The 20,502-nt window shown below is 71.1% G+C and carries 20 protein-coding genes; 8 read left to right on the forward strand and 12 right to left on the reverse strand.

Annotated elements, in window-relative coordinates; all coding sequences use genetic code 11:
• Positions 1-122 precede the first annotated feature (122 nt).
• Positions 123-719 (forward strand): RNA polymerase sigma factor, encoded by a 597-nt coding sequence (locus ACSDG8_RS09565; protein WP_210893468.1) that lies wholly within the window; start codon positions 123-125, stop codon positions 717-719.
• Entirely contained in the window at positions 716-1,669 is a 954-nt protein-coding gene (locus ACSDG8_RS09570; protein WP_210893096.1) for a hypothetical protein, read from the forward strand. Before ACSDG8_RS09565 ends, ACSDG8_RS09570 begins: the two co-directional genes overlap by 4 nt.
• Before the next feature lie 59 nt (positions 1,670-1,728).
• On the opposite strand, the gene ACSDG8_RS09575 is transcribed toward ACSDG8_RS09570, so the two are convergent.
• The 5 genes from ACSDG8_RS09575 to ACSDG8_RS09595 form a co-directional block, all read right to left on the reverse strand.
• Positions 1,729-2,364, reverse strand: a complete 636-nt coding sequence (locus ACSDG8_RS09575; protein WP_210893098.1) for a class I SAM-dependent DNA methyltransferase — start codon at positions 2,362-2,364, stop codon at positions 1,729-1,731.
• A gap of 97 nt (positions 2,365-2,461) precedes the next feature.
• The gene (locus ACSDG8_RS09580; RefSeq protein WP_210893100.1) at positions 2,462-3,421 is read right to left on the reverse strand and encodes a DUF2332 domain-containing protein; all 960 of its coding nucleotides are present in this window, start codon (positions 3,419-3,421) and stop codon (positions 2,462-2,464) included.
• A 49-nt stretch (positions 3,422-3,470) separates the two neighbouring features.
• Positions 3,471-3,650 carry a hypothetical protein gene (locus tag ACSDG8_RS09585; protein WP_036343642.1) on the reverse strand — a complete coding sequence of 60 codons (180 nt, stop codon included), beginning with the start codon at positions 3,648-3,650 and terminating at the stop codon, positions 3,471-3,473.
• Between the two features lie 211 nt (positions 3,651-3,861).
• Positions 3,862-4,041, reverse strand: coding sequence for a hypothetical protein (locus tag ACSDG8_RS09590; RefSeq protein WP_145754701.1), 180 nt, complete (start codon positions 4,039-4,041; stop codon positions 3,862-3,864).
• On the reverse strand, positions 4,038-4,226 hold the full coding sequence (locus ACSDG8_RS09595) for a hypothetical protein (RefSeq protein WP_210893102.1): 189 nt from the start codon (positions 4,224-4,226) through the stop codon (positions 4,038-4,040). The genes ACSDG8_RS09590 and ACSDG8_RS09595 overlap by 4 nt, the downstream gene beginning before the upstream one ends.
• A gap of 129 nt (positions 4,227-4,355) precedes the next feature.
• On the opposite strand from ACSDG8_RS09595, the gene ACSDG8_RS09600 reads away from it, so the two are divergent.
• From ACSDG8_RS09600 to ACSDG8_RS09615, 4 genes are all read left to right on the forward strand, one after another.
• Positions 4,356-5,198 (forward strand): DUF5753 domain-containing protein, encoded by an 843-nt coding sequence (locus tag ACSDG8_RS09600; protein WP_210893104.1) that lies wholly within the window; start codon positions 4,356-4,358, stop codon positions 5,196-5,198.
• Positions 5,199-5,207: 9 nt separating this feature from the next.
• A complete protein-coding gene (locus tag ACSDG8_RS09605) occupies positions 5,208-5,375 on the forward strand; it encodes a DUF397 domain-containing protein (RefSeq protein WP_210893106.1) in 168 nt (55 codons plus the stop codon).
• Positions 5,376-5,428: 53 nt separating this feature from the next.
• Positions 5,429-5,611, forward strand: a complete 183-nt coding sequence (locus tag ACSDG8_RS09610) for a DUF397 domain-containing protein (RefSeq protein WP_210893108.1) — start codon at positions 5,429-5,431, stop codon at positions 5,609-5,611.
• Between the two features lie 263 nt (positions 5,612-5,874).
• Positions 5,875-7,035 carry a Shedu anti-phage system protein SduA domain-containing protein gene (locus ACSDG8_RS09615; protein WP_210893111.1) on the forward strand — a complete coding sequence of 387 codons (1,161 nt, stop codon included), beginning with the start codon at positions 5,875-5,877 and terminating at the stop codon, positions 7,033-7,035.
• 254 nt (positions 7,036-7,289) lie between these two features.
• On the opposite strand, the gene ACSDG8_RS09620 is transcribed toward ACSDG8_RS09615, so the two are convergent.
• Both ACSDG8_RS09620 and nrdR read right to left on the reverse strand, forming a co-directional pair.
• Entirely contained in the window at positions 7,290-10,196 is a 2,907-nt protein-coding gene (locus ACSDG8_RS09620) for a vitamin B12-dependent ribonucleotide reductase (protein ID WP_210893113.1), read from the reverse strand.
• A 34-nt stretch (positions 10,197-10,230) separates the two neighbouring features.
• Positions 10,231-10,731, reverse strand: a complete 501-nt coding sequence (nrdR, locus tag ACSDG8_RS09625; RefSeq protein ID WP_013284751.1) for a transcriptional regulator NrdR — start codon at positions 10,729-10,731, stop codon at positions 10,231-10,233.
• A 490-nt stretch (positions 10,732-11,221) separates the two neighbouring features.
• On the opposite strand from nrdR, the gene lexA reads away from it, so the two are divergent.
• Complete coding sequence (lexA, locus tag ACSDG8_RS09630) at positions 11,222-12,004, forward strand: transcriptional repressor LexA (RefSeq protein WP_116504900.1); 783 nt, start codon at positions 11,222-11,224, stop codon at positions 12,002-12,004.
• Positions 12,005-12,059: 55 nt separating this feature from the next.
• Here lexA and ACSDG8_RS09635 read toward each other — a convergent pair whose 3' ends face one another.
• Both ACSDG8_RS09635 and hflX read right to left on the reverse strand, forming a co-directional pair.
• On the reverse strand, positions 12,060-13,811 hold the full coding sequence (locus tag ACSDG8_RS09635; RefSeq protein ID WP_210942885.1) for a hypothetical protein: 1,752 nt from the start codon (positions 13,809-13,811) through the stop codon (positions 12,060-12,062).
• Positions 13,812-13,861: 50 nt separating this feature from the next.
• Positions 13,862-15,325 (reverse strand): GTPase HflX, encoded by a 1,464-nt coding sequence (gene hflX, locus ACSDG8_RS09640; RefSeq protein ID WP_210893115.1) that lies wholly within the window; start codon positions 15,323-15,325, stop codon positions 13,862-13,864.
• A 196-nt stretch (positions 15,326-15,521) separates the two neighbouring features.
• Here hflX and ACSDG8_RS09645 point away from each other — a divergent pair, with 196 nt between their 5' ends.
• The gene (locus ACSDG8_RS09645) at positions 15,522-16,994 is read left to right on the forward strand and encodes an NAD-dependent malic enzyme (RefSeq protein ID WP_210893117.1); all 1,473 of its coding nucleotides are present in this window, start codon (positions 15,522-15,524) and stop codon (positions 16,992-16,994) included.
• 887 nt (positions 16,995-17,881) lie between these two features.
• Here ACSDG8_RS09645 and dapF read toward each other — a convergent pair.
• From dapF to ACSDG8_RS09660, 3 genes are read right to left on the reverse strand one after another with little or no spacing between them, the layout of a single operon-like run.
• The gene (gene dapF, locus ACSDG8_RS09650; RefSeq protein WP_439427818.1) at positions 17,882-18,754 is read right to left on the reverse strand and encodes a diaminopimelate epimerase; all 873 of its coding nucleotides are present in this window, start codon (positions 18,752-18,754) and stop codon (positions 17,882-17,884) included.
• 7 nt (positions 18,755-18,761) lie between these two features.
• On the reverse strand, positions 18,762-19,679 hold the full coding sequence (gene miaA, locus ACSDG8_RS09655; protein ID WP_439428040.1) for a tRNA (adenosine(37)-N6)-dimethylallyltransferase MiaA: 918 nt from the start codon (positions 19,677-19,679) through the stop codon (positions 18,762-18,764).
• The gene (locus tag ACSDG8_RS09660; RefSeq protein WP_210893123.1) at positions 19,664-20,392 is read right to left on the reverse strand and encodes a hypothetical protein; all 729 of its coding nucleotides are present in this window, start codon (positions 20,390-20,392) and stop codon (positions 19,664-19,666) included. The genes miaA and ACSDG8_RS09660 overlap by 16 nt, the downstream gene beginning before the upstream one ends.
• Positions 20,393-20,502 lie beyond the last annotated feature (110 nt).

Here is a 20,502-nt window from a genome sequence, read left to right on the forward strand (position 1 = left end):
GCTGAAGTCTACGGAACCGCCTGCGGCCCGCGAGGTCAGCACCACAGGCACGCTGCGGCCGGACCGCGGCCCGCCGTGAACCGGTCCGCGCCGACCGGGCATGAACGGATGTGACCAACAAGATGCACCGGGCCGAGACCCACGAGCGGGGACATCCCGGGGTCGCCTCGCCCGACGAGCCGCCGGACGACGAGGTGATACGCGCGTCCGTCGCGGAGCCGGAGCGGTTCGGGCTGTTGTTCGACCGGCATGCCGTCCCCGTGCACCGTTATCTGGCTCGCCGCATCGGCCCGCCGGCGGACGACCTACTGGCCGAGACCTTCCTGGTCGCCTTCCGGCGGAGGGCGTCATACACCTCGGACGTCGGCGTACGGCCGTGGCTCTTCGGGATCGCCACCAACCTCATGCGCCGGCACGTGCGGACCGAGGAACGCCGCTACCGCGCGCTGGCCCGGCTCGCCACCGTCGAGCTGACACCGTCGGTGATCGAGGACGCGATCGACCGGCTCGACGCCGGTGCCCTACGGCGTGACCTGGCCCTGGCGCTGGCCTCGCTGCACCGGCGGGACCGGGACGTGTTGCTGCTCACCGCCTGGGCGGACCTGTCGTACGAGCAGATCGCCGCCGTGCTCGACATCCCACTCGGCACCGTCCGTTCCCGCCTGCACCGCGCCCGCCGACTCACCCGACTCGCGCTCACCCCCGAGGAGCCGACATGAACGAGATCGATCTGCTGCGTACGCACGGGCCGGATGCCCCGGAAACGTCCACCGAGGCGCTCCGCCTCGCGAGGGACCGCCTCGCCGGCGAGTTCGCCGCCGCATCCGTACGCCCGACCGTCCCGCCGCTGCGGCGGCGGACGCTCCTGGTGGCAGCCGGGGCCGCGGTGGTCGCCGGGGCGGGCGTAGGCCTCGCGGTACGTCCGCTCGATCGATCGGTGGAGCCGTTGACCCTGGTGGCTGCGACGATCCCGGAGTTTCCGCTGACCCTGCGGTCGCGTCCGGTGACGCTGGACCCACCTCGCTACAGCTACGCTCCGGGCCAATTCCTCGCCGTGTACCTGTCCCGCAGCACCACCGACGACGTCTACCTCTTCGTCTGGGACAGTCCACCGGCGAGGAACGCGACGACGTCGCGTCCGGTGGCCGTCGCAGGCCGCCCGGCCGAGATGTACGAGGAGCCGGACCCCGGCGGACCGCGCCGGCTCGTCGTGTCGTGGCAACGCAGGTCCGGTCAGTGGGTGACACTGACCGGCCACGGCATATTCGCCGACGACGCGGCGCTGCTCCGGCTGGCCGAGCACGTCGTCGAGGAGCCGCAGCAGGTGCCGCTGCGGGTTCATCTGGCGCCGCGCGGTTGGCGGGTCGCCGCGTTCAAGGACGACACCATCCTGACCCTGCGGGGCGACTCCCCCGACGAGACGCTCACCGTGCAGGTGGTGCCACACCGTGACCCGCACCTGCTGCGCAACGTGATGGGAGCCCGGGAGGAGCGAAGAGTCACAGTGAGCGGCCGGGAAGCGCGGCTGATCCGCGCCGACAAGATTTGGTTCCTGCAGGCGGAGGTGCCCGGCGGGTCCGTGGTCAACCTGCAGGCGCCGTTACGGCTCTCCGCCGGCCAGGTCGTTGCGATCGCCGAGCAGGTATCGGTGACTCCGCGCCGACCCTGACCGACTCCTGCCGACCCGTTTCCCGTCGAGGTCTGCGGCTCGGTCGAGCCGCGTCCGGTTCAGTAGCGGTGCGCGAGCAGGAACGCCTGGGGCTGCCGCTCGCCGTCGGCCGGCGCGCGGACCGTCGTCGCGGTCACGGCGAACCCGGCCGCCGCGAGCTGCGCGGCCAGTCGTTCCGGCGGGAGCCAGTGCACGTCGTACGCGACGTCGTGGCCGTACGCCCGCTCCAGCCGTACGCACCGGTCGCCGGCCTTCACCGCGAGCAGCAGGTGACCGCCCGGGGCGAGCACCCGGTGGAACCCGGCGAACACCCCGGGCAGTAGCTCCGGCGGCAGGTGGATGACCGAGTACCAGGAGACCAGCCCGGCCAGCGAGCCGTCCGGCGCGGTCAGCTCGGTCAGCGAGCCGACCTCGAAGCGCAGATCCGGGTACGTCCGCCGGGCCACCGCCACCATCCCGGGCGAGAGGTCGACGCCGCCGATGTCGAGGCCGAGGCGGTGCAGGTGGGCGGTGACGCGCCCGGTGCCGCAGCCCACCTCCAGCACCGGCTGCCCCGGCCCGACCGTCTCCGCGTACGCGGCCAGCAGGGCCCGGTCCAACGGCGGCTCCACCACGTCGGGCAGCAGCCGCGCGTAGTCCTCGGCAACGGTGTCATAGGCGGCCCGCGTCTCCACCAGCCACCCAGGTTCACTCACACCCGCCGACCCTAGTCCCCGGCGCACGCCCGCACCGTCCCGTCGATCATGAGGTTGACGGTCGCCGCGTCGGCGTGTCGCGCCGCCAACTTCATGATCACGCGCTCGGGGTTGGGGTTGGGGTGGGGAGCCAGGTGAGGGCCTGGCCGTGGCCTCTCGTCCAGGCCAGCGGGCGGCCGTCCAGGGCCAGGACGTTGTGGAAGCCTTCGGCGGGCGGCTCGGGCAGCGTCGCGTGCGGCAGCACGGACGGGTCCTCGTTGGCGATCCAGTGGCCGGGCAGCGTCCGTACCAGCGCGGTGAACGCGTCCCGGCGTTCCGGCGGCACCTGGTAGAGCACCGAACTGTGGAACACCACGAGCGTCGCATCGGCCGGGGCCTGCTCGGCCAGCGCCGGCAGGTCGTCCACCAGGTCGCCGCGTACCAGCAGTGGTGGATCGGCCGCCGCGACGGCCGCCGCCGCGCGCAGCCGCTCCCGGCGGTGCCGGTGTTCCGGCCAGATCAGCGCCTCCAGCCAGGCCCGGTCGGCCGGGTCGGTGACGTCGAGCGGGTTCACGTCCAGCCCGGCCCGCCACACCACCTCGGGCAGCCGTCGCGGCGGGTCGGCGCCGGTCAGGTCACAGTCGAGCACCGGCTCGCCGTCGCCGAGCCGGTGCTCGCCGTAGCGGTAGGCGTACCGGTCCGGGTAGAGGCACAGCCCGGCGGACGCGCCGACCTCCAGCAACGCCAGCGGCTGCGGCAACGCGGCGAGCACCGGCAGCAGCACCGCGCAACGCCCGGCCTCGTTCGTCTGCGTCGCCCGCACCCGCATCTGCGCCGCCACGTCCGGCCAGTGCTCGATCACGTACGCGCGAAAGGCCGCCGGGTCGCCCACCGGCCCGCCGCGCAGCCGCACGACCCCGAACAGCAGGTTCGGCTGACGCTTGGCCGGTGGCAGCGTGTCGAGCAGGGCGAGCAGCTTCCGGTCACCCGCCACCGCGCGCGACAACCGCTCGTACGCCGGAGACACGCCGCGCGTCTCGCGCTCGGCGAAGACCCGATAGATGTCGGTCGTGCTCATTCCCCGAGCATTCCAGCTCGCGTACGCCATGGGGTGTGACGGTGGGCACCTACGGGCGTCTGGGCCGACGGGGACGAAGCCCTCGGGAGATCTCCTCCAGGTGCCGCTGCTGGTGCTCGCGCACCATGGCTTCCCAGACCTCCTGGTCGAAGTCGGGATCGAGCGGCACCCATCGATGCGAGCCGTCGCAGTAATGGAACCGTTCGTCGCCGGGCCTGATGACGCTCATCGCACCCACCCAAGGAAGCGCTGATGCAACACCCCGGCCGGTACCCAGGTCAGATCCTCCGCCGCCCACACCAGATAGGACCCCATGTACAAGCCCAACGACACCGGGGCTCCGGAGAACTCGGCCCGAAGCTCACGACGCCGCGTCGGGCAGGGCCACGGAGCGCCACACCCACCGCAGCTCCACACCGGAAGAACCGGCCCGTGGGTGGTCACCGAAGACCGTCCAGGAAGCGCCGGGTGGCCGTCCGCGCCTGCCGGCGGGCCGCCCATTCGACCTGCTGACAGGGGTACGGGGACAGCCGCGCCCACCACGCCCGGCACCCTGCGCAGAAGCCGTCGACGCCGGGTACGTGCACCGACAGGATCTGCCGGACCTGCGGCTCCGTCACGTCTGCTCCTCTCCCGGCCAGTGGCCGCGACGGATCGGGATGCGATGGCGTGCGCGGCACGGCAGTTCCGCGCCGCAGCGGCAGATCCACCGCCACCGCTGCCAGGACCACACCGGACGGTGTCGCCGGGCGAGGGTCAGCGCGACCGCCACCACGTAGTCCTCGTACGACACACGAGCACGCATGCCGCCTCCCACGTCACTGATGCGCCGCTAATTTTGCGCGCGCATTTTTAGTCAGTCAACGACGCGCGCGCATGTCGCGCGGGCGTGTCGCATGTCCACGGCACGGCGGTCGGCGGCACAATCACCGCCATGGAGAGTCCGACCTTCGTTCGCTTCCAGCTCGGGGCGCAGTTGCGCAAAGCGCGGGAGCAGGCCGATGTCACCGCCGAGGAAGCAGCCGCCGCCATTGAGGTGACCGCGAGCACCCTGCGCCGGATCGAGGCCGGCCGGGTCGGCATCAAGGGCCCAGCGCTCAACGTGCTGCTAGACCGCTACCGAGTCACCGATGCAGAACTGCGCGACACGCTGCTGTCGATGGCGCGCACTGGTAAGCAGCGCGGCTGGTGGGCGAAGTACGGAGACCTGCCGTCGTCGTACCGCCAGTACATCGGCCTGGAATCCGCCGCCGAGGAGGTGCAGACCTTCGAGACGCTTGTCGTGCCGGGCCTGCTCCAGACACCGGCATACGCGCGGGCGATGATGGCGGAGGACGCCTTCGAGCCTTCACCCGAGGCGGTCGACAGGCGAGTCGCCGTCCGGACGCACCGCCAAGAGTTGATCTCGTCGGGAAAGCTCCGCCTGGTGGCTGTGCTAGACGAAGCAGTTCTGCACCGCCAAATCGGCGGTGCAGACGTCATGGCCGACCAGCTCACCGCGCTGCTCCACGCCGGCAGCCAATGGAACGTCACGATCCAGGTGATCCCGTTCCGAGAAGGTGCCTACGCTTCCATGCTGTCGAGCTTCCACATCCTCAACTTCGCTGACGGCCCCAGCGTGGTCTACATCGAGGGCCTGACAGGTGATCTCTACGCGGAGGGCGAGGATGTGCGCCGCTGTACGGTGGTGTTCAACAGCCTGCGCGCCGCGGCCCTGTCACCCACCGACTCGGCGGCCATGATCGAAGCGATCCGAGGCGCGCTGCCCATGGAGTAGGAGGCGGACGTGGACTCGCAGTGGCGCAAGAGCACCCGAAGCGGCACCAACGGAGCCTGCGTCGAAGCGAGATACGCCGACCAGGCAGTAGAAGTCCGTGACAGCAAAGATGCAGGCGGTCAGGTTCTACGCTTTGAACGTCAGCCGTGGCAAGCGTTCCTCCGCACCCTGCGCTGAGCGCCCACCTCAGCGGTGCTCGCGCCGGACGCTGGCAGGAACTGGAGGTGGCGATGACAATCCCGATCGGCACCAAGTGGGGCAAATCGAGTCGCAGCGACAACAACGGCGGCGCGTGCGTAGAGGTTGCCGCCGTCAACGAGAGCATCCTGATCCGCGACAGCAAGGATGCAGGCGGACCGGTCTTGCGCTTCGGGCGTGAGCCGTGGCGGCTGTTCCTCCGTACCCTGCGCTGAGCCCGACACGCGCGAGCGCGGCAGGGAGTTCCCTGCCGCGCTCGCGTGGTCGGTCGTTCGTACTGGTGCAGGACACGTATTCGCTACGTGTCGTATGCCCTTCCCAGCAGTTGTAGCTGCCCAGACAAGTTCTCCCGGACGTTGACCAGCCCGGGTTGGTCTTCTGGTGCAGCCAGGGCAAACGACCACGCTTCCCAGCCGCATCCGGCACGGCCGCCTGCGCTCAGACGGTCTTGTCATACCCGTGAGCAACGCTCTCCGACATGCCTGGACCTCGCTCGCGCGTCCGTTCCGACTATGCTCTGCGCCTGCTGCTCGAGAAGATCGTCGAGTATGGCCTCTCTGACCACATCCGCAACCTCGTCGAGGACGCACAGAGGCATATGGGATACCGCAGTCCCTATCGCGGCGGCAGGACGCTCACCGATCTGCTGCGTCAGGCTCACAGCGCGGCTCGGGTCGAAGGCGACCAAGATACGGCCGAGCGGTTGGAGGACGCCCTCTCGTACGCAACCAACGTGATGCTCGCCCCGGACTTGGAAATCAAGTATCAGTTACTCGGCGGTCCCCGTAGCCGACACACGAACGCGCTGACGAACTTCTTTTCAATCTCCGCGACATTCGTCGCCGACAAGGCTCGCACGTTCCTCGACGAACACCCACAGGCAACCCGCGACGAGCTCATGGCATACCTCAACGAAATGAAGCGTCTAGTAATCACGGACGTGGCCGGGGTAGGCGGGGTCTTCGAGGTCAGCCGCGGCATGAACGAGCAAGTGACCTGGATGACGGAGGTGCTGCTCGACCGGTTGCACACTGGCGACTCAGGCGTTGGTGTTTCGCCGACCGCCCAGGCCTCGGCAGAAGAGATCGCCGACGTGGTGTTGTTGCGAGCACGACGCCGGGCACTTCGGGAACTCGATGCCGTCGTTCTCAACCGGCACAGCAGCGAGCGCGACCTGCAGCGAGCGCTGGAGAAGAATCTCTGGATATTCGGTGGGACGCAGCTGGCGGACAAGCTCGGGCCACGGCGAATTAGTCGCGGCATCGAGTTGGACCTGACGCTGCTACGGCCGGACGGCACCGTGCACGTGATCGAGTTGAAGCGGGCCGCCGTCCCGCTACTCACCCATCAGCGGGGCCGATGGGTGCCGACCAACGAAGTACATCGGGCGGTAGCGCAGGCGATGAACTACCTCGTGATCCTTGACGAGGACCGAGCACGGCTCGCCGAGCAGGGCATCGAAGTACGACGTGCCTCAGCAGCGGTGATCATTGGGCATCCGCAGTTTGAGGAGGAGGCAAGCGAGAACGAGGTGGACGCGGCGCTGCGCGTCTACAACAGCCATCTGTCCCGGGTCGAGGTCGTCACCTACAAGCAAGTGGTGGACCGAGCCGACCGGGTCTTGCGGCTGGCGGAATGAGTGGCAGGTCCGCGCGGATACTGATCGGCTTTTGCCCGGACGGCACTGCCGGAGGTTGTCATCGGGGTTCTTGGTCGCGCTCGGTTGTGCGCGGCGAGACGGCCTTCAGCGACATGTCTACCCTTCCCCGTACGCCCGAAGCGGGTGCCTCCTATCCGAATTCGGATAGGAGGCACCCGCCATAAAGCTTCACCAAGGCGATGTCATCCAGCGATTCCTTTTGAAGGCTGAAGACCTACCAACCTTTCGCGGTTTCAGCTGCAGCCGCTGGTGGAGCCGCAGCCCTCGCAGACGTAGCAGCTACCGGCGGGCCGCATCTTCGTGCCGCAGGTGAAGCAGAGCGGCGCGTCGGCGGCCTTGCCGATCACGGCCTCCAGCAGCTCCGTGCTGGAACCCACCACCGGAGCGGGCTTGACCGCGGCGACCTCGGCCATCTCCTGCGCCGGCTGCGCGATCGGGCCGGTCCTCGGCTCCGGCGCCTCGACCGGGGCGGAGGAGGCCATCGCGGTGAGGTCCGCACCGCTCGCCTCCGCCTCCGCCTCGGCCGCGAGCTGGGCGGCCCGCTCCTTGGCGGTGAAGATGCCCAGCTCGGCACGGCGGTCGTACGGCAGGAAGTCCAGCGCCAGGCGACGGAAGATGTAGTCCATCACCGAGGCGGCCATGCGCACGTCCGGGTCGTCGGTCATGCCGGCCGGCTCGAAGCGCATGTTGGTGAACTTGCTGACGTACGTCTCCAGCGGGACGCCGTACTGGAGACCGATGGAGATGGCCACCGAGAAGGCGTCCATCACGCCGGCCAGGGTCGAGCCCTGCTTCGACATCTTGAGGAAGACCTCGCCGAGGCCGTCGTCCGGGTACGACGAGGCGGTGAGGTAGCCCTCCGCGCCGCCGACCGAGAACGAGATGGTCTCCGACGGGCGCTTCTTCGGCAGCCGCTTGCGCACCGGGCGGTACTCGACGACCTTCTCCACGACCTTCTCGACCTCACCGGTCGGGCTCTGGATCTGGGTGGTCTCGATGCTGGACCGGCCGGACTTGGCGACCGACAGCGGCTGGCCGACCTTGCAGTTGTCCCGGTAGATCGCCAGCGCCTTCAGGCCGAGCTTCCAGCCCTCGAAGTAGATCTTCTCGACGTCCTCGACGGTGGCCTGCTCCGGCATGTTGACCGTCTTGGAGATGGCGCCGGAGATGAACGGCTGGACCGCCGCCATCATCCGCACGTGGCCCATCGGCGCGATCGACCGCTCGCCCATGGCGCAGTCGAAGACCGGGTAGTGCTCCGGCTTGAGGCCCGGGGCGTCCACCACGTGCCCGTGGTCGGCGATGTGCTCGACGATCGCCTCGACCTGCTCCTCGGGGTAGCCGAGGCTGCGCAGGGCGCGCGGCACGGTCTGGTTGACGATCTGCATCGAGCCGCCGCCGACCAGCTTCTTGAACTTCACCAGCGCCAGGTCCGGCTCCACGCCGGTGGTGTCGCAGTCCATCATCAGGCCGATGGTGCCGGTCGGGGCGAGCACGCTGGCCTGCGAGTTGCGCCAGCCGTACTTGTCGCCGAGCTTGTTGCCCAGCGTCCACTGCTTGGTCGCCTCGCGCTGCACGGCGGTGCCCACGGTGCCGGTCGGCTTGATCGCGTCGTTGGCGGCGGCGTGCTTGCGCATGACCCGCTTGTGCGGCTCGGCGTTGCGGGCGTAGCCGTCGTACGGGCCGACGATGCCGGCCAGCTCGGCGGAACGGCGGTAGGCGGTGCCGGTCATCAGCGAGGTGATCGCGGCGGACACCTCCCGGCCCTGCTCCGAGTCGTACGGCAGGCCGGAGGCCATCAGCAGCGCGCCCAGGTTGGCGTACCCGATGCCGAGCTGCCGGTAGGCGCGGCTGGTCTCACCGATCTTCTCGGTCGGGAAGTCGGCGAAGCAGATCGAGATGTCCATCGCGGTGATGACGAATTCGACCGACTTGACGAACTTCTCCACCTCGAAGCCGCCGTCGGCGCGCAGGAACTTCATCAGGTTCAGCGACGCCAGGTTGCACGAGGAGTTGTCCAGGTGCAGGTACTCCGAGCACGGGTTCGACGCGGTGATCCGTCCGGTCTCCGGGCAGGTGTGCCAGTCGTTGATGGTGTCGTCGTACTGCAGGCCCGGGTCGGCGCACTCCCAGGCGGCCTGGGAGATGGTGCGGAACAGGTTCTTCGCGTCGATCGTCTCGATGACCTGGCCGTCGAGCCGGCCGCGCAGGTCGAAGCCGCCACCGTTCTCCACAGCGGACATGAACTCGTCGGAGACGCGGACCGAGTTGTTGGCGTTCTGGTACTGCACGCTGACGATGTCGGCGCCGCCCAGGTCCATGTCGAAGCCGGCGTCGCGCAGGGCGCGGATCTTGTCCTCCTCGCGCGCCTTGGTGACCACGAACTCCTGGATGTCCGGGTGGTCGACGTCGAGGATGACCATCTTCGCCGCGCGCCGGGTGGCGCCGCCGGACTTGATGGTGCCGGCGGAGGCGTCCGCGCCGCGCATGAAGCTGACCGGGCCGGAGGCGTTGCCGCCGGAGGAGAGCAGCTCGCGGGAGGAGCGGATCCGGGACAGGTTGACGCCGGAGCCGGAGCCGCCCTTGAAGATCAGCCCCTCCTCCTTGTACCAGTCGAGGATGGAGTCCATCGAGTCGTCGACGGCCAGGATGAAGCAGGCGCTGACCTGCTGCGGCGACGGCGTGCCGACGTTGAACCACACCGGCGAGTTGAAGCTGAACACCTGGTGCAGCAGCATCCAGGTCAGCTCGTGCGCGAACACCTCGGCGTCGGCCGGGGTGGCGAAGTAGCCGTACTCCTCACCGGCGGTGCGGTAGGTGTCGACCACCCGGTCGATCAGCTGCTTGAGCGACCACTCCCGCTCCGGGGTCCCCACCGCGCCCCGGAAGTACTTGGTGGTCACGATGTTCGCCGCGTTCACCGACCAGGACTCGGGGAACTCCACCCCGCGCTGCTCGAAGTTGATCGAGCCGTCCCGCCAGTTCGTCATGACGACGTCGCGGCGCTCCCAGGCGACCTCGTCGTAGGGATGCACCCCCGCGGTCGTCCAGACACGCTCGATCTTCAGCCCCGCCCCGGCCTTGTTCCGTGACCTACTGGTCGTCACGCCCTCGCCCCCCTCGTCGGCACGGTCACCCACCGCGCCTCGTGTACCTGTCAGAAACCCGAAAATGTCAGCTGATCGCGCCGGCGGCGTCCGCCGCCCCGGCACCGGCGCCCTCCCGGGCGCGCGCGGCGGCCCGCAGCGTCTCGATCTCGCGCTCGAAGTCGGCGAGCGAGTCGAAGGACCGGTAGACGCTGGCGAACCGCATGTAGGCCACCTCGTCGAGGTCACGCAACGGGCCGAGGATGGCCAGGCCCACCTCGTGGCTGGGAATCTCGGCCGCCCCCTTGGCCCGGACGGTCTCCTCGACCTTCTGTGCCAGCAGCGCGATCGAGTCGTCGTCGACCGGTCGCCCCTGGCACGCCTTGCGCACTCCACCGATGATCTTCGTACGGCTGAACGGCTCGGTCACCCCGCTGCGCTTGACCACCGCGAGCACCGCCTCCTCGACGGTGGTGAACCGCTTGCCGCACTCCGGGCAGGACCGTCGCCGCCGGATGAGCTGGCCGTCGTCGGCCTCCCGCGAGTCGACCACCCGGGAGTCGGCGTGCCGGCAGTACGGACACCGCATTCGCCCGACCTCCTCCGTCGATCGCGGGCACACCTACCGGCTCCCGGGCACGCGTCGGCACGGCGGAGTCATCGTCCGATGACCGTCGCCGGATGCGCGGTGCGGGAGTGCGTTCGGTAGTTGAACCCAACCTGTGGGCAACTTACGCCCGTGTGACTACTACATCTAGGGGTCGACCGTATGCCGAACCACAAGCGAGGTCAAGTTGGTCGGCGTGTCCGGCGCGTCATCAGCATCACGCCCGGCGCGCCGCCACCGAGGAGCCCAACGGACAGCCTCCGGTACTGGACACGGGCCTGCACCAATGGAACATCTGTACGAGCGGCGTACTCTTCTATCAGAACAACAGTTCGGAAATCCAGGAATTCGGCGCGACACGCCGACACCAGGTCGTACAGATGTTTGAAAATGACCGATCTCACCTATACGGTCAGACCACACGCACCACGAGCCGACGAGGCACCCCAGCGCCGACCAGGGAGGGACGGACGTGACCGAGGACCGGGCCAGCCGGCAGAAGAACCCGCAGCCGAACGACGGGGCGGGTCCTCCGGCGACCCGCCGCCCCCGCGCCGCCCGCAGCCGCACCGCCCCCGCGGCGGTGCGACCGGTCACGCCGGTGGTGAGCAGCTTCCCCGACCCGGCGACCGTCGACCTGACCGCCCGGCAGCGGCGGATCCTGGAATTCATCCGCACCTGGGTCGAGCGGCACGGCTACCCGCCGAGCGTGCGCGAGATCGGCGAGGCCGTCGGGCTGGTCTCCCCGTCCAGCGTCGCCTACCAGCTCAAGGAGCTGGAGAAGAAGGGCTACCTGCGCCGCGACCCGAACCGGCCGCGCGCCGTCGACGTCCGGGCCCCGGGCGAGGCCGACGACGAGGCCGCCCGCGCGCAGCGGCCCACCCCGGCGTACGTGCCGATGCTGGGCCGCATCGCCGCCGGTGGGCCGATCCTGGCCGAGCAGGCGGTGGAGGACATCTTCCCCCTCCCCCGCGAGCTGGTCGGCGAGGGCGAGGTCTTCATGCTCCAGGTCAAGGGCGACTCGATGCTCGACGCGGCGATCTGCGACGGCGACTGGGTGGTCGTCCGGCAACAGCCCAACGCCGAGGTCGGCGACATCGTGGCCGCGATGCTCGACGGCGAGGCGACTGTGAAGACCTACCGGCGCCGGGACGGGCACGTCTGGCTGATGCCGCAGAACCCGGCCTTCGACCCGATCCCCGGCGACGACGCCACCATCATGGGTCGCGTCGTCGCGGTGCTGCGCCGCATCTGACCCGACAGCAGCGAAAAGGGGTGACCGTCGCCGGTCACCCCTTTTCGGTGTCGTCTCAGTAGCGGTCGCCCCGGTACTCCCGGCCGCCGCCGGACACCGGCCCGTACTGGCCCCTGTCGTCGTAAGCGTCGTCGCGGCGCGCGCCACGCGGTTCCTGGCCGCGACGCGGCGGCTCGGCCCGGCCGCCGCCCCCGCGCGGCCCGCCACCGCCGGGCTGCCCGCGGTATCCGGCCCCGCCCGGGCCGCCGCCGTAGCCGCCACCCTGGCCGCCACGGCCCGAACCGCCCTGACCTCCGCCGCCACCCGGGCCGCCACGGCCCGGACCGCCCTGGCCCGCGCCGCCCTGGCCTCCGCCGTAGACACCGCCACCGCCACCGCGACCTCCGCCGCCGGCCGGGGCGCCGCCGCCGTAGACGCCACCGCCCTGCGGACGGCTACCGCCCGGAGGACGGCCGGCGCCCTGGCCGCGGCCACCGCCCTGGGGCCCGCCGCCGTACACGCCGCCGCCCGGGCGGCCACCGCCGTACACACCGCCGGAGGGCGGACGGTCGCCGTTTGCCGCGCCACCGTAGACGCCGCCCTGACCACCGCCGTAGACCCCGCCGCGCGGGACGTCCGGCCGTTCGCCCGACGGGAAACCGTTCACCGGGAACTCGCCGCTGCGCTCGGGCTCCTCGGCCGCCGCGCGGGGCGCCGGCTTGCGCCGCGACCGCAGGATGCCGAAGACGCCCGCGCCGACCAGGAGCGCGCCGAGCACCCCGACCGCCGCGATCAGGTACGTGATCTCGTCGAGTGAGAGCCCCTCGAGCCAGGACTTCTCGGCGGCCGCCTTCGTCTCGGCCTTGCCGCCGTTCGGAAGCGCCTCCACCCCCGTGGTGGACGGCGTGTAGCTGAGGATCTCGATCGGGTCCGAGTCGTCGAGCGTGCCGCCGTCGGAGACGGTGACGAACAACTTGCCGTCGGGCGTGTACGAGATCGCCTCGCCGAACGGGTCGGCCAGCGGGGTGATCCGCGGCTTACCGGTGGTCAGCGCCTTGACGATGTCGCCGCCGGACACGTCGAACTCGAACGCGTCGGCGTACGTGCGCAGCACCACCTTGCTGCCGTCGGGCGAGCGGGCCGCGCCGGTCACCAGCACCCGCCCGGGCGAGCCGAGCTTGTTCTCGGTGTCGGTCTTCGGCAGCGTGACCTCGCCGACCTTCTTCATCGGGATCGGCTCGGGGTCGCCGGCGGTCTTCAGCTTCACCGTCGGCGTGAAGATCTCCGACTTGCCGGACAGGTCCTTGGTGATCACCAGCGGCATGTTGTCGTCGCCGACGAGCAGGGCCTCCGCGTCGTGCGGCTCCTTGCCCGGGTAGCTGAGCCGGTGCAGCACCGGCTGCCTGCCGCCGCTCAGCGGCATCGTCCAGACCGCTACCCGCTCCCGGCGGGTCTTCTTCTCCACGTTGTCGCCCGTGTCCGCGATCCAGAGGGTCTTGCGGTCCGGACTGAGCGCCAGGTCCTCCGTGTCGAAGGGCCCGTCACCGGAGTACCGGACCTCCTTGTCGACCTTGCACTTGGCGTCCAGGTAGAAGACCCGCTTGCGGCTGGGGTCGTCGGTGCCGTCGTTGATCACGACGTACCCGCTGCTGGTGGCGATCAGACCGGACAGCTCGCGGAGGCGGTTGTCCTCGACCGTGCACTTCTTCTTGGGAGCCGCGGCCAGCACGGGGGCCGCGGCGGGTGCCGCCGGGGCCGGCCCGGCCGGCGCCACGACCGCGCCGACCAGGCCGAGCGCGAGCGTGACCGAGGAGACAACGTGCCGCATGACGCTCAGTGTCGCACGGCGGGGGTTTCCGGCGGGTGACGCCGGACGGCTCACCGTCCGGCACCCACCCGCTCGTCGCTGGTCAGCCGGTCCCCCGCCCGGAAGGGCGCGAGCTCGGCGGCGAGCCCCTGGCCCACCCGTACGTGCAGCAGCGTGCCCTCGGGCAGGTGCGCGGTGCTGAGCACCTCACCCTGCCGGTGCGCCCGGGCGACCAGGTCACCCCGGTCGTACGGGAGCACCACGCGCACCTCGACGGCGGGCCGGGGCAGCCGTCGCTCGACCGTCTCGCGCAGCTCGTCGATCCCGCGCCCGCTGTGCGCGGAGACGAACACGGCGTCCGGCCACAGCCGCTTGAGCCGCAGCATCGTCTCCTCGTCGGTGGCGTCGGTCTTGTTCACCACCAGTAGTTCCGGCAGCCGGTCGGCGCCCACCTCGGCGAGCACCTCGCGTACCGCCCGGACCTGCTCCTCCGGGTCCGGGTGGGTGCCGTCGACCACGTGCACGACCAGGTCCGCGTCGGCGACCTCCTCCAGCGTCGAGCGGAACGCCTCGACGATCTGGTGCGGCAGGTGCCGGACGAAGCCGACGGTGTCGGACAGCGTGTAGAGCCGCCCGTCGGACGTGGTGGCGCGGCGGGTGGTCGGATCCAGCGTGGCGAACAGCGCGTTCTCCACCAGCACGCCCGCCCCGGTGAGGCGGTTGAGCAGGCTGGACTTGCCGGCGTTGGTGTAGCCGGCGATGGCCACCGCGGGCACCGCGTTACGGGTGCGCCGGGCGCGCTTGGTCTGGCGTACCGTCGCCATGCTCTTGATCTCGCGGCGCAGCCGCGCGATGCGGTGCCGGATGCGCCGCCGGTCGGTCTCCAGCTTGGTCTCACCGGGACCGCGCAGACCCACGCCGCCGCCGGCGCCACCGCCGCGACCGCTACCGCCGGTCTGCCGGGACAGCGTCTCGCCCCAGCCGCGCAGGCGCGGCAGCAGGTATTCGAGCTGGGCCAGCTCGACCTGCGCCTTGCCCTCCTTGCTCTTGGCGTGCTGGGCGAAGATGTCCAGGATCAGGGCGGTCCGGTCGACCACCTTGACCTTGGTGCGCTGCTCCAGGTTGCGCAGCTGCGACGGCGACAGCTCACCGTCGCAGATGATCGTGTCGGCGCCGGTGGCGAGCACCACGGCGCCCAGGTCGTCGACCTTGCCGCGGCCGATGTACGTGGCCGGGTCGGGCCGGTGCCGGCGCTGGATCAGCCCTTCGAGCACCTGCGAGCCGGCCGTCTCGGCCAGCGCCGCCAGCTCCGTGAGGCTGTTGTCGGCGTCGGTCTGCGTGCCCTCGGTCCAGACCCCGACCAGGACGACCCGCTCCAGCCGCAGCTGGCGGTATTCGACCTCGGTGATGTCGGTGAGTTCGGTGGAGAGGCCGGGGACCCGCCGCAGCGCCTGCCGCTCCGACAGCTCGTACTCACCTGTGGTGGCCTCGAGCTCGTCGTCCTCGTAGGGATGGAAGGTCTCCTGCTCGCGCAAACTGCGTCTCCTGTCCGTTATGTGCATCGCCGAGAATTTTCGGCGCGTGACAGCAATCCTGACATGTGTCAACGCCGGGCGCACCTGTCTTATGCCCGTGACGCTACCGACCGGTAGCGGGGGCGGATGCCGGGCGACCTGGGCAGGCGAGTAGAAATGCCAGTCGAGCCGCTCAGCGCCGACGGAGGAGTTTCTCGTGGCCAACACACGACTGCCGAGTGCCGGATTCTCCATCACCATCCGGATCGCGGTACCCGCCGACGCCACCTCCATCGGCCGGCTCACCACCGCCGCCGGCGAAGCCGGGGCCATCGTCACCGCGCTGGACGTGGTCGACTCCGACCCCACGAACGTGATCGTCGACCTCACCTGCGACACCGCCGACGCCGGTCACGCCGACCAGGTCGTCGACGCGCTCACCGCGCTCGACGGGGTGGACGTGCGCAAGGTCTCCGACCGGACGTTCCTGCTGCACCTCGGCGGCAAGATCGAGGTCACCCCGAAGGTCGCGCTGCGCACCCGCGACGAGCTGTCCCGCGCGTACACCCCCGGGGTGGCCCGGGTCTGCATGGCCATCGCGGAGAACCCGGCCGACGCCCGCCGGCTCACCATCAAGCGCAACACCGTCGCCGTGGTCAGCGACGGCACCGCCGTGCTCGGCCTGGGCAACCTCGGCCCGGCCGCCTCGCTGCCGGTGATGGAGGGCAAGGCCGCGCTGTTCAAGCGCTTCGGCGGGGTGGACGCCTGGCCGGTGGTCCTGGACACCCAGGACACCGACGAGATCGTGGCGATCGTCAAGGCGATCGCGCCCGCGTACGGCGGGATCAACCTGGAGGACATCGCCGCGCCGCGCTGCTTCGAGATCGAGGCCCGGCTGCGCGAGGCCCTCGACATCCCGGTCTTCCACGACGACCAGCACGGCACCGCGATCTGCGTGCTGGCCGCGCTCACCAACGCGCTGCGCGTCGTGGGCAAGCAGCTCGCGGACGTCCGGGTCGTGGTCTCCGGCGCCGGCGCGGCCGGCACCGCGATCATGAAGCTGCTGCTGCGCCAGGGCGTCGGCGACATCATCGCGTACGACCGCCAGGGCGCCCTGCACCGCGGTCTGCCGGACCTCAACCCGGCCTGGCAGTGGCTGGCCGAGAACACCAACAAGGAGAACTACTCCGGCGACCTGGCCGGTGCGGTACGCGGCGCGGACGTGTTCATCGGCGTCAGCGCGCCGAACCTGCTCACCGGCGAGGACGTCGCCCAGATGGCGAAGGACTCGATCGTCTTCGCGCTCGCCAACCCCGACCCGGAGGTCGACCCGCGCGAGGCGCGCAAGTACGCCGCAGTGGTCGCCACCGGCCGCTCGGACCAGCCCAACCAGATCAACAACGTGCTCGCCTTCCCCGGCGTGTTCCGCGGCATGCTCGACGCGCACGCCGAGGAGTTCACCGAGGAGATGGCGCTCGCGGCCGCCCGGGCCATCGCCGACGTGGTCGGCGAGGACAAGATCAACCCGACGGTGATCGTGCCGAGCGTGTTCGACTCCCGGGTCGCCCCGGCGGTGGCCGCCGCGGTACGGGCCGCCGCCCAGAACCCGGCCGCCACGCCGGCACCGGCGGCGGACCCGGGTCCAGCCGACCTGCCCGAGATCGCCGCCAACGCCAGCGCCACCCCCTGACCCAGGCACACCCCTGCCTCTCGCGGCGCCTTCGCACAGGCCAGGGCCTTCTCGCGGGCACCTTCCTGCGGGGGCACCTCCTCGTAGGGCGGCGCCTCGCAGGGCACCACCCCGTAGGGCACCGCCTCGCGGGGCACCGCCTCGCGGGGCACCGCCTCGGAGGGCAACACCTCGTTGGGCACCGCCTCGCGGGGGGGGGGCTTCGCGGGGCAACACCTCCCACCGGGGCGGCGCACGCGCGTGCGTCCCCGCACCCGCACCCGCATAGTCAGGCGCCCCTGGCGCGTCCACACGAGATCTTGGAAGGAAAGGGCCGTCATAGGGGCCCGAATCTTCCAAGATCTCCAGCAGCGGCTCGCCTTGACGGGACAATTCAGACAGATGGGCCTATCGCCGCCGCTTGATCGACTCCATTTCCCCGAAGTGGGGGCATCAGCACCCTTGATCAACACCACTTCGCCGGGGTGGTGGCATCAGAGGGCCCACGACACCACCACTTCCCCGAACTGGTGTTGATCATGCGGGCAGCAGGACGGCAGCGCGCCGAGGGCGGGACGCCCTGGCAGCAGTGCGCCGCGGGGCGGGACGGTCGGGCAGCAGCGCACCAACGGCGGGACGCGAATCCAGCTGCGCGACGCGGTCGCTCTCGACCCCGGCGGCAGGGCACCGAGCACGGGACGGCCGGGCAGCAGCACGCCGAGCACGGGACGCCTGGCAGCAGGGCACCGAGCACGGAACGGCCGGGCAGCAGTGCGCCGAGCACGGGACGGCCGGCCCGCGAAACACCACTCAGCCCGGGTGTTGACCAAGGAGTTCGCGTCACCGGACCACTGGAAATCCGCCGCAAACTCCTTGATCAACCGGCAGAGGCGCCGAAGGCGGAACTGTCAGGGAGTCAGGGCGGAAGGGGTCAGGGTGCCCGTTGCCACCAGGACCGCTGGGCCGGACAGCCAGCAGGAGTCGGCTGTCACGGTGACCGTCAGGCGTCCGCCGGGCACGTCCACCGCCACTGTGCCGGTGTCCAGGCCGGCGTCGCGCAACGCCACCGCGCCGACCGCGCACGCGCCGGTGCCGCAGGACAGCGTTTCGGCCGAGCCGCGCTCGTAGACCCGCATCAGCACGTGCGCGTCGGTGCCCGTGACCGGTTCGCCCGGCGTGGTGAACTCGACGTTCACCCCGGCCGGGAAGACCCCCGCGTCGACCTCGGGCGCGCGGGTGAGGTCGAGCGCCGTCAACTCCAGCGCGGCGGGCAGCGCGCACACCAGGTGCGGGTTGCCGACGTCCACGGCGGCGCCGGGCAGCGTGAGCCCGCCGAGCGTGGCGGTGGCCGTGTCGTACAGCCGGGGGCGGCGCATCTCGACCGCCACGTCCGCGCCCTCGACGCGGGCCCGGACCAGTCCGGCGCGGGTGGCGATCGGCAGCGTCCCGCCCGACGAGACAGAGGACGAGGAAGAGGAGGGGGCGACGGCCAGCGAGCGGTCCAGCAGGTAGCGCACGAACACGCGGGCCCCGTTGCCGCACATCTCGGCGAACGAGCCGTCGGAGTTCCAGTAGTCCATGAACCACTCGGCCTCGCCCGCGAGCGCGACGCCCTCGGGGTGCCTGGCGGCGCGTACGACACGCAGCACGCCGTCGCCGCCGAGGCCGCGCCGCCTGTCGCAGAGCGCGGCGACCAGGCCGGGTGTCAGGTCGAGGGTGCCGTCCGGGTCGGGCAGGATGACGAAGTCGTTGCCGGTGCCGTGACCCTTGGTGAACTCCACGCCCCCATCATGGCCGATGCTCGGCGACCACCCGCAGGGCAGTGTCGAGAAACGTGGGTGACGCCGAGTCCAGCCAGTGCACGCGCGGGTCGCGCCGGAACCAGGAGCGCTGCCGGCGGACGAACCGGCGGGTGGCGCGGACGGTCTCCTCGTGTGCTTCGGCCTCGGTCAGCTCCCCGGCCAGGAAGCGCAGCACCTGCTGGTAGCCGAGCGCCCGGCTGGCCGTGCGCCCCTCGGGCAGCCCTTCGGCGACCAGCGCCCGCACCTCGTCGACGAGGCCGTCGGCCCACATCCGGTCCACCCGCAGCGCGATCCGCTCGTCCAGCAGCGCGGTGTCCAGGTCGACGCCGAGCTGCACCGACGGGTAGTACGGCGTCGGCGACGGCAGCGACGCGGTGAACGGCGCGCCGGTCAGCTCGATCACCTCCAGCGCCCGCACGATCCGCCGCCCGTTCGTGGGCAGGATGCTCGCCGCCGCGCCCGGGTCCGCCTCGGCCAGCCGAGCGTGCAGCGGCAGCGGGCCGACAGCGGCCAGTTCGGCCTCCAGCCGCTGCCGCAGCGCCGGGTCGGTGCCGGGGAACTCGAACTGTTCCAGCACCGCCCGCACGTACAGCCCGGAGCCGCCGACCAGCAGCGGCACCCGCCCCCGGGCCAGGATGTCGTCGACTGCGGCGCGCGCCAGCGCCTGGTATTCCGCGACGCTCGCCGGTTCGGTCACCGGCCAGATGTCCAGCAGGTGATGCGGCACACCCTCGCGTTCGGCCGGTGTCAGCTTCGCGGTGCCGATGTCCATGCCCCGGTAGAGCTGCATCGAGTCGGCGTTGACCACCTCACCGTCGAGCGCGTGCGCCAGCGCGATGCTCAGCGCCGACTTGCCGGCCGCGGTCGGCCCGACCACGGCGACGACGCTCACGCCCGCTCCCAGTTCGCCACGAAGTAGGCCACGCCGTAGGGGGCGCGGTGGTAACCCAGCTCACCCCGCCAGTCGCCGCCGGCCGCGTCGACCGCGCCGGCCAGCGCCTGCCACGGCGCGCGCCCGGCGACCCGCAGCTGCGCCGACAGCACCGGGTCCAGGTCGCGCAGCGCCGCCGTGTCCGCGCCGGCCAGGGCAACCGCAACCGCTTCGTCGTACGCGGGCGCGCGCGGGTCGTCGTACCCCGGCGCGGTGACGCCGCGGCAGGCGGACCCGTCGCCGAGCACGAGCAGCGCGACCCGCGGATCGTCGTCGTCGATCAGGCTCGCGCCGAACGCCGCGCAATCGGCCGGCGTGGCGTCGTGCGCCACCGACCGGGCCAGGCGGGGCAGCTCGGTGCCGGAGCGGTTCAGCAGCCAGGCGCCGACGGTCAGGCTCAGCGGCAGGCGGTCCCCGCCCGCGCAGTTGACCTTCCAGAGCCGCACGTGCCGGTCCAGCCCGTACGGGCGCAGCGAACCGTGCTCGGCGGCGTTGAACCGGACGGTCTCCGGTCCGCCGCCGATCAGCAGGATCGCCTCGGGCTCGGCGGCGAGCAGCCGGGCCACAGCGGCGTCGGCGGCGGCGCGCAGGTCGTCCAGCTCGGGCGCGGCGGCGCCGGCCAGCTCGGGCACGATGAGCGGCGGGTGGGGGCAGACGGCGGCGGCGACCAGTGGCACGCCCCCCAACCTATCGGGATCCGCCGGTGCGTCCCCGCGCCGATCCGGTCATCGAGGGCGTACGACACCGTATGGTCACGGTCGACGGCAGGCGCTCGACACGGACCGGGTCGGACCTG

Source organism: Micromonospora sp. LA-10 (assembly GCF_051853095.1).
GTDB lineage: Bacteria > Actinomycetota > Actinomycetes > Mycobacteriales > Micromonosporaceae > Micromonospora > Micromonospora echinospora_A.

Excerpts from the sequence above, each read along its gene's own strand:
- ACSDG8_RS09565 (WP_210893468.1), top strand. The coding sequence starts at position 123 with ATGCACCGGGCCGAGACCCACGAGCGGGGACATCCCGGGGTCGCCTCG.
- ACSDG8_RS09570 (WP_210893096.1), top strand. The coding sequence starts at position 716 with ATGAACGAGATCGATCTGCTGCGTACGCACGGGCCGGATGCCCCGGAA.
- ACSDG8_RS09580 (WP_210893100.1), bottom strand. The coding sequence starts at position 3,421 with ATGAGCACGACCGACATCTATCGGGTCTTCGCCGAGCGCGAGACGCGC.
- ACSDG8_RS09585 (WP_036343642.1), bottom strand. The coding sequence starts at position 3,650 with ATGAGCGTCATCAGGCCCGGCGACGAACGGTTCCATTACTGCGACGGC.
- ACSDG8_RS09595 (WP_210893102.1), bottom strand. The coding sequence starts at position 4,226 with ATGCGTGCTCGTGTGTCGTACGAGGACTACGTGGTGGCGGTCGCGCTG.
- ACSDG8_RS09600 (WP_210893104.1), top strand. The coding sequence starts at position 4,356 with ATGGAGAGTCCGACCTTCGTTCGCTTCCAGCTCGGGGCGCAGTTGCGC.
- ACSDG8_RS09610 (WP_210893108.1), top strand. The coding sequence starts at position 5,429 with ATGACAATCCCGATCGGCACCAAGTGGGGCAAATCGAGTCGCAGCGAC.
- ACSDG8_RS09615 (WP_210893111.1), top strand. The coding sequence starts at position 5,875 with ATGCCTGGACCTCGCTCGCGCGTCCGTTCCGACTATGCTCTGCGCCTG.
- nrdR (WP_013284751.1), bottom strand. The coding sequence starts at position 10,731 with ATGCGGTGTCCGTACTGCCGGCACGCCGACTCCCGGGTGGTCGACTCG.
- ACSDG8_RS09635 (WP_210942885.1), bottom strand. The coding sequence starts at position 13,811 with ATGCGGCACGTTGTCTCCTCGGTCACGCTCGCGCTCGGCCTGGTCGGC.